Genomic DNA, 8210 nt, shown 5'->3' on the forward strand with positions numbered 1-8210 from the left:
CAGTACTGCATTTTATCTACGTATACAGTTTACATGAAAGAGAGCATTTCTTCAGGACGTATGCTTATTCGAAAGAGTTCCTAGATGATTCCACACGATTGAAGCTGCGGTTGTTAAGAAACCTTTTCCTTAAGTGCTTCTCGAAGAATCATGTTAACGCCCTTACGTCGCTTCCATAAGAAACCTATTAGTGCACGATCATCTAAATACTTTTCCTGATCATCACAATAAGAGGCTCCTTTGCAATGCACGGAAAATGAAGCACCTTGGTATTTCATGACCGTACACTGTCCTTCTCTTTCTGTATCGTCAAAAACGAGGTAATGTTTTTGACCTATTTGGTCAAATTCAGCAATTTGCTCAAAATTCTTCAACAACGTCTCAACATCTGTTTTACGCTTAATAATGTTCATGGTCTTCCTCTCCTCTTCTCAATAAATAACCCTCTCTGTATTCATATATCATTCGATTTAACTCGCTAAATTCCTTTTTTCCTAAAAACACAACAAAAAGCCAGCCGGTATGGCTGACTTTTTCATAAGGATTATTGAAATTCTTCAATCTCATCATATTTCACATCGATTAACTGGTCCTTCTTAGGGTTAACAAGGACATACACTCTGATCTCCCTTGATTGTCCATTTTGCTTTAACGTAAATTCAAAATCGTATTGCTCACGTACATCGGATATAAAAACCTTCCCATCATATCTGTAGTCTGTAATTTGTTGATCGGGATACCTTTGACTCGTCTCTTGAATCGCTGTTTTCCCCCACTTCGCATAAGAAGGTGGTTCAGCTCCAACTTGTGCGATCGGAACAAGGAGTATGAAAGTCATTCCTAAGACGGCAATCAGTTTATTTAACAAAGTAACTACCTCCATTCAGTTTACTCTGAAGATAGTATTCATTCCTTTCCTTCTAATCATTCACATACCAGTTAAATCCCTTCGCTAATTTTTAACGGGTGGCAGGAACTTGACAATCATGCGGATGAGCACTAACACAAAGATTGTACTGATAAATGTATACATCCAAGTCCAGCTTATATAGTGTATAAGATTTGTGTATCTTTCTAAAAAGTATTCCATAATAGTAATAATAGAAGAAAACACTGCAGCCTTCACGATAAAACCCAACCACCCAGATCGATAAGTACTTTGATAATAGTAAATTCCTAATACAGGAAATAAGATATATTCATATGTAAAACTGGAATCGAAATGCGTATTAAACAAGTTCACTGGATAGGAAAGCAAATTCTCTTCAACCACAATGACACCAATAATCGATGACAAATAGCCTGTTAATAAAAAGAAGAGAAGCCATTCCTTTATTGGCGGCTTTCTAAGACTGTAAGCAAACAAAAGAACACCAATACTAATTAAAATCCACAGTATTGATTCTTCTGATATCACGATTCATCACCTTCAATTTAATCCTCTATTCTATTACTATCTCCTCTATCCCATCTTCATATTCACAGTTGAACGAGGGACAGGGTTTATCCCTTTGAACCAGATATAAAAAAAAGAAAGGAATTCCTGCTCACACGGTTTAACGCCGCACTCTTAGGGGAATTCTAAAGTGTTAGTGATGAAATTGAAGGGAGCCCCTTGCCATGATAAAAAAATTATTACCATGGCAGCTACGAAAATATTTCGAAATGTCTAAACGCATTCGAAAGCATGAACTTCAGGCCACGCTTTGGTATATGCCTGGCTTATACATTTTAGGAGCCTTTGTATTTGTAGCTGTCACACTTTATTTTGATTTAGTTTTTGAACTATCTAGATATGCGCCTGAGATGTTTCGCACAACAGCTCAGCCAACACGATTGCTAATTAGTGCCCTCATAGGCGGTATTTTAACTCTTAGCGCCTTTACACTCAACTCGTTACTCGTTGTTCTCACAACGTTCAGCGGGCAATTCTCACCTAGAATGCTTCTTAACTTCGTTGCTGACCGAACGACACAGCACTTCATTGGAATATTCCACGGTAGCTTTGTTTATGTTCTCGTCATTTTCTTATTTATTACGAGCAAAGAAGACGAATATTTTGTAGCCATACCCGGCATGACCGTACTACTCGCATTTATAACCGTTGTGACGTTTATTTTCTTTATTAACCACGCTACGAGTTGGATGCAAGTACACAATATAGCTACAAACATGAAGGAAGAATCCATTTCCATTGTAAGAGAAACGCTTCGAAACGATCTTGAACAATTTCGTGCTGAAGAACCAGGAGATTTAATGGAAAAAGAACGGGAGACCGAAACGCTTATTACAGCTCCTAAATCTGGCTATATTCAGCTCATTGATTTCAAAACGATGATTGACGAAGCTCGGAAAGATCAAGTCATTATTAAACTCCATAACAAAGTAGGAGATTATGTTCTAGAAGGTAACCGCTTCTTCTCATATTGGGGTGCCGGGGGTGAACGAGTTAACCTAGAAAAATATTGCAGCTTTATTGAATTAGGTTATAAAGAAACAGAGATTCAGGACCTAAAGATGGGGATGACCAAGCTATCAGAAATTGGTGTGAAATCACTCGGTAACGATGACCCCCAAACTTCAATCACCATTATTCATCAAATGGCTGACCTCCTTCTTGAAGTGGAACGAGACATTACCTTCACGCCGTACCTTGCCGATCATGAAAAACAAGTAAGAGTTGTGATGGATGCTGAAGACTTCAGTTATTACCTATATCGAGGATTTGGGTACTTAAGACACTACGCCGGTGATAACTATCCAATCATTACGGAAATCATTTCAGCACTTAGCATGGTTTCACAATCCATTAGTAAGGACAAACTGGATGTTGTATGGAACTTCGCCAAAAATTCAATGGATCACATTCCAAAAGAATTCATCTATGATCTTGATCGAGATTATCTCCTGCAGCGTCTCTATGATCTCGCTGTATTTACAGGGCATCAGGAAGATTACAAGCCCATTGAGAAACGTTTAATCCAAATTGAACAACGGCACTCGTAAGGATACAAATTCAAATTCATATAAAAAAGGTGACCTCCAGAGGTCACCTTTTTCATTTAGCGATATGTTGCTACTTTGCTTACAATTTCATCTTCCTGCTGAAGCTCTTCAAAGGAATACACGCCTTCAACAAATATTTGGTGCCAGAGCATAAAGATTAGCACGGTCCAAATTTTCCTTGCGTAATCACCTTTTCCAGCTTTATGCGCTTCAAGAAGTCTCATCACAAGTGATTTATCAATCAAGTAATCTGTTTCACTCACATGAATAAGCTGCTTCGCCCATTCGTACAATTCTTGCCTTAGCCAATGACGTATCGGCACAGGAAAACCAAGTTTTTTTCGGTCAAGAACATGGTCTGGCACAACACCTCGTGCCGCCTTACGAAGAATTGATTTTGTTGTGCCATCTGCAATTTTTTCACAAACTGGAATTTCACGTGCTACTCGGAACACTTCTTTATCAAGAAACGGCACACGAAGTTCTAACGCATTTGCCATTGTCATCTTATCCGCTTTTAAAAGAATGTCTCCTCGTAACCACGTTTGAATATCAACATATTGCATTTGATTCACTAGATTATCTTTCTTCACATTCTGATAGAACGGTTTTGTGATCTTTTGATAATGCTCGTTTTGATAATAAGTCGTTAAAAGCTCTTTCTTTTCACTTTCTTCGAACATCTTCGCATTTCCAATATATCTCTCTGAGAGCGGTGTGGATCCACGCTCAAGAAAGCTCTTTCCTCGCATTCCTTCAGGAAAAACTTGAGCAACGCGATTCACCATTTTTTTCATCATTACCGGCATAGGCTTGAAAAGACGGAGCGCATCGGGCTCGCGGTATATGTTGTATCCACCAAAGAGCTCGTCTGCTCCTTCACCTGAGAGGACAACCGTTACATGCTTCCGTGCTTCTCTTGCAACAAAATAAAGCGGAACACAAGCTGGATCAGCAAGTGGATCATCCATATGCCACATGATTTTTGGTAACTTTTGAACATACTCTTTTGCAGAAATCATGTAAGAATAATTTGGAACGTCCAGCTTATCAGCTGTTTCTTTGGCAACATCAACTTCTGAATATCCGTCTCGTTCAAAGCCAACAGAAAATGTTTTAATTTGAGGATTAAATTTCTTGGCCATCGAAACGATAATGGAAGAATCTATCCCCCCAGACAAAAACGAGCCAACTGGGACATCACTTCGCATGTGAACATTAACGGAATCATAAAGAACATTCTGAATGTCCTTCACCCAATTTCGTTCTGTCGTGATCGGTTTAAATGTCGCATGGAAATAGCGTCTCATCACCATGGGCTCATGATGCTTTTTAACAAAATAATGACCAGGCTCAAGCTTCTTTATTCCTTCTGTCATCGTTAGCGGTTCTGGTACATATTGAAAACTTAAATAATGTTGAAGAGCAGAAGGATTCACGGCTTCGAATTCTTCTATCATTGTAATACTTTTTTCTCTGAAGCAAAAATCAGCTCCTCATCATTCTGCATATAGTAAAGGGGTTTAATTCCAAAAGGATCGCGTGCGCCCACTAATTTCTTTTCTAGCTTGTCCCAAATAAGAATCGAAAACATTCCTCTTAAGTCAGCGAACGCCTTCTCCCCTTTATGTACAAATAACGTAAGAACCACTTCTGTATCCGATTCCGTGTCAAACGTGTAACCTTCTCTCTTCAACTGTTCACGAAGTTCTACATAATTATAAACTTCCCCATTGAAAACCATCCAATATCGCTTATTTTCGTAATGATAAGGCTGATGCCCACTTTCAAGGTCAATAATACTAAGCCTTCTAAAACCAAGAGAAATCGATTCATCTGTATAATAACCTTCGTCATCTGGTCCTCTGTGTGTAATAATTTGATTCCTTTTCACGAAATCCGAATGATCGTAACGGTCCGATTTTCCTGGTTCTGTACGTAACACTCCAACAAAACCACACATAGTTGTAGCCACACTTTCGTTTGAATTAACACTCCCATTGTAACATGGTTGTAATCTAACCGCAACCTTATCGTTATAAAAATTCGTTAGATCGACTGCATTTATGACAGTATCTGTCATTTAATTCGGAAAGAATTCAATCTATTAAACGATTTCAACTTGTTAAATGTTTCATCTGATTTATAAATGCGGTAGCTTTCTTTATTCGAGAGGTAGTAGGAGAAGTAGGTTGTTATCAATTAGTGGAAAGAAGTCGTTCGTCTTATCTAGGAAATTAATTGGATGTGATCCCTTCTATTAAATCACACTCCACTTTCAATTCGAAAGCTAATCCGAAAAGAAGTCAACTTTCGACATAATTAGAGGAATTGAATAAAATCTATAGAAAAAAACCTCTCTCATTATGTAGCTCAGAGAGAGGTTTACTTATCATTCTATTGTTGCAAAAACGAGATGAAATATACCCAATAAATGGCTTTCCACTGCTGTCACACGAAGACTAGAATTTTCTACAAGTTGGACTATATTCCGATCAAGGTGACATCCGATTTTTTCTGATACTATTGGATCAAACTTCCTTTGAAGATGTGAAACTATGCGATTCGAACTTATTCCGTGTTCAAACAGTAATACTTGTCCACCTGGTTTACACCACTTCGCCATTTGCTCCAATACAACGTTGGGATGAGGATAGGAGCACATAGATAAGGTAGAGACGACCGTATCAAAGGTATTTTCTTTGAAATCAACCATTTCTACATCTTCCTCGACGATCGTACAGGGATACTGCGTTTCTTTTGCAGCCTCTCTTGCATAGCGAACCATCTCTTCACTAAAATCAACTGCTGTTAGTGAATGAATGTTAGGGTATAGTGGGAAATTCGTTCCTGTTCCCACCGATAATTCCAAAACATCACCACTCGCTTTAGCTAAAAGTTTCTTTCGAAATTTTGTATCTATGGTTGTTTTCTTTCTTCTTTTCTCATACATCTTTGCGTGCTTGTCGAATATCTTTGATTGTTTGGTTGGATTAATAATGAATCATCCTGCCTTCCTTGATCAAAAGTCCGATAGTTATGACCATTCCTACCCTTAAAAGGAACTCTATTTATGATGATACCAAGAATTCAATAGTTAGATGGGAAAACCGCGAAAAAATAAACTACGGTAAACCGTAGCTCTATACTCTTCCTATATAAGTTGCGTTCCGATTGATCCCTTGCTGACCAGGTACCCAATTGGCTTGAACGCTTTTTCCTGTCTTCTCATTATATTGAAGTGCCTGAATTAGTCTTAGAATCTCATATGCATTTCTACCTACCTCAACAGGATAAACCATTTTCGAGACGATCACACCTTTTGGGTTAATAATAATCGTTCCTCGATAGGTAGCACCCGCATTTTCATTTAATACACGGTAATCTCGACTGATTTTATGATTTCGATCACTCACAAGCAAATAATTCACTTTCGATGCAGCCGGGGATACTTCGGTGAAAACCTTATGTGCGTAAACGCTATCTGTACTAATTCCTAAGACTACCGTATTCATAGCCTGAAGCTCAGGATAAATAGCAGCGACCGCTGCTAATTCTGTCGGTCAGACAAACGTAAAGTCGCTAGAATAGAAAAAAAGAATGACCCATTTCTCCCGGTAATCCTCTAAGCTGATTCTCTTTATTTCTTTTTGAATCGGATCAAAGGCCTCAGCACGAAATAATGGCGCCTTGTCTGTTGTTTGTGCGCAGTTTAGTCGGTGATAAAATTGCTGCTCTTCATGCTCCACGTCCCCACCTCTTTTCACAGGCAGTATATGTACAAGAGGCTGTCCATTTGTCTCTTTCTTTTATTCCTCTAATCCCTAACGATCATAACCGTTCACTTAAAGCGTTTTATATCATAGAAAAAGAGACTTTCTTTTTACTAAAGAAAGTCTCTTTCATTTAAAGGTTTACCCTTTCATTGCTGCCCATTCTTCACGAGATGGTCCGACCATTCCAGGTACAGTAAGACCAGCCTGGCGCATAAGCACTGTCATTTGTCCTCGATGATGCGTCTGATGTTGGAGCAAGAGAAGAAGAATCGTTCCGTAAGTTGTCTCACTGCCAAAGAATGTGGTTGTTTCTGTTAGCTTCTCATCATTCCACTGCTCCTGAAGAGTGCTCACGAACTCTTCAGCAGTTTCTTTATACAAAGCTGAGATTTCTTCTGCCTTAAAGGATTCACGTTCCTTCATCGGTTGAAGATCGAGCCCAGCACTCGACATCATATAAGTAATCGCTTGTGACAAGTGAACACCTAGCTTTTCAAGTGTAAAATGATCTGGCGCTACTTGCTGTGAAAGAGATTCATCTGTTAGATGATCCATTAGTTTAACTGTTTGAGCCGTCTCACGTTCCCATGTTCGTACAAAATCTTCAAGTGATCGAAACATCAAATAACCTCCTGAATATGTATTCATTCTTTACTTCATTCATTTTACACCTCATTCTTGAGCAAATAAAGGGAGAAACGTTCAGAAAACAAAAATACCCCTCACAAAGAGGGGGGAGAGAATAGGCTATATATCACTCTATGCTAATACATCTCTTCATATGCTAAAACACAAAACCTTCTTTCCTCTTAGCTATGTTAACTGTAACGGAGGATTTCGCGAAAATTAGCGATTAAGCTCGATATTCCTTGTATTTATCGAGGCTTATCAACCCCAAAGTGGTTTTTCAACAAAAATACAATTGATTTTTTCAGATCGTTAGGCATCCTATATGAATTATGTTATTATATAAATCAGTTTAAATGGAAAAGAGGGATTTACATGGAGGAAGAACAGGAAATCATTCTCCCTGAAATCGGAAGTCTAGTCGAAATCGATAACCGAAAAGCTAAAGTCGTTAGCTTACTAAACAATACGATTGTAGCCGAATGGGAAGAATACTCAGAAGACGAATCAAAACGAATCGTCGTAAGACACGAAGAATATAAAATGCTTTAATAAAAGAAAAGCTCCAGCGCCCGGTAGGTCCGACAAGCGCTGGAGCCTTTTAATTTGAACACGTCCTTTGTGTTCGAAGTAAAAGGCGAAGCGACTCGATGACCTGGGTGCTGGAGCTAGATCAGAAAAGCGCAAGCGCCCGGTTAGGTCCGACAAGCGCTGGAGCCTTTTAATTTGAACACGCCCTTTGTGTTCAGAGTAAAAGGCGAAGCGACTCGAGGACCTGGGCGCTGGAGCTAGATCAGAAAA

8 protein-coding genes and 1 pseudogene are annotated in these 8210 nt (G+C 38.9%); 2 read left to right on the plus strand and 7 right to left on the minus strand.

The features are described 5' to 3' along the window. Positions 1-113: 113 nt before the first annotated feature. From ACIFPW_RS04695 to ACIFPW_RS04705, 3 genes are all read right to left on the minus strand, one after another. Positions 114-413: a hypothetical protein gene (locus ACIFPW_RS04695; RefSeq protein WP_430242400.1), complete on the minus strand. Its 300-nt coding sequence runs from the start codon at positions 411-413 to the stop codon at positions 114-116. Positions 414-544: 131 nt separating this feature from the next. After that, positions 545-868 (minus strand): DUF3889 domain-containing protein, encoded by a 324-nt coding sequence (locus ACIFPW_RS04700; protein WP_206759479.1) that lies wholly within the window; start codon positions 866-868, stop codon positions 545-547. 84 nt (positions 869-952) lie between these two features. Next, positions 953-1417, minus strand: a complete 465-nt coding sequence (locus ACIFPW_RS04705) for a CBO0543 family protein (protein WP_430242401.1) — start codon at positions 1415-1417, stop codon at positions 953-955. Positions 1418-1620: 203 nt separating this feature from the next. Here ACIFPW_RS04705 and ACIFPW_RS04710 point away from each other — a divergent pair, with 203 nt between their 5' ends. Next, a complete protein-coding gene (locus ACIFPW_RS04710) occupies positions 1621-3006 on the plus strand; it encodes a DUF2254 domain-containing protein (protein ID WP_430242403.1) in 1386 nt (461 codons plus the stop codon). 56 nt (positions 3007-3062) lie between these two features. On the opposite strand, the pseudogene asnB reads toward ACIFPW_RS04710, so the two are convergent. The 4 genes and pseudogenes from asnB to ACIFPW_RS04730 form a co-directional block, all read right to left on the minus strand. Beyond that, positions 3063-4969 (minus strand): annotated as a pseudogene (asnB, locus tag ACIFPW_RS04715) (asparagine synthase (glutamine-hydrolyzing)). Positions 4970-5398: 429 nt separating this feature from the next. Continuing rightward, a complete protein-coding gene (locus ACIFPW_RS04720) occupies positions 5399-5959 on the minus strand; it encodes a class I SAM-dependent methyltransferase (protein ID WP_430242405.1) in 561 nt (186 codons plus the stop codon). 190 nt (positions 5960-6149) lie between these two features. Next, the gene (locus ACIFPW_RS04725; protein WP_430242407.1) at positions 6150-6755 is read right to left on the minus strand and encodes a peroxiredoxin; all 606 of its coding nucleotides are present in this window, start codon (positions 6753-6755) and stop codon (positions 6150-6152) included. A 165-nt stretch (positions 6756-6920) separates the two neighbouring features. After that, positions 6921-7403 carry a DinB family protein gene (locus ACIFPW_RS04730; protein WP_430242409.1) on the minus strand — a complete coding sequence of 161 codons (483 nt, stop codon included), beginning with the start codon at positions 7401-7403 and terminating at the stop codon, positions 6921-6923. Positions 7404-7784: 381 nt separating this feature from the next. Here ACIFPW_RS04730 and ACIFPW_RS04735 point away from each other — a divergent pair, with 381 nt between their 5' ends. Next, positions 7785-7961: a hypothetical protein gene (locus ACIFPW_RS04735; protein WP_194220982.1), complete on the plus strand. Its 177-nt coding sequence runs from the start codon at positions 7785-7787 to the stop codon at positions 7959-7961. Positions 7962-8210: the final 249 nt, after the last annotated feature.

This window comes from Pseudalkalibacillus sp. NRS-1564 (genome assembly GCF_050467905.1).
Taxonomy (GTDB): Bacteria; Bacillota; Bacilli; order Bacillales; family Guptibacillaceae; genus Guptibacillus; species Guptibacillus hwajinpoensis_B.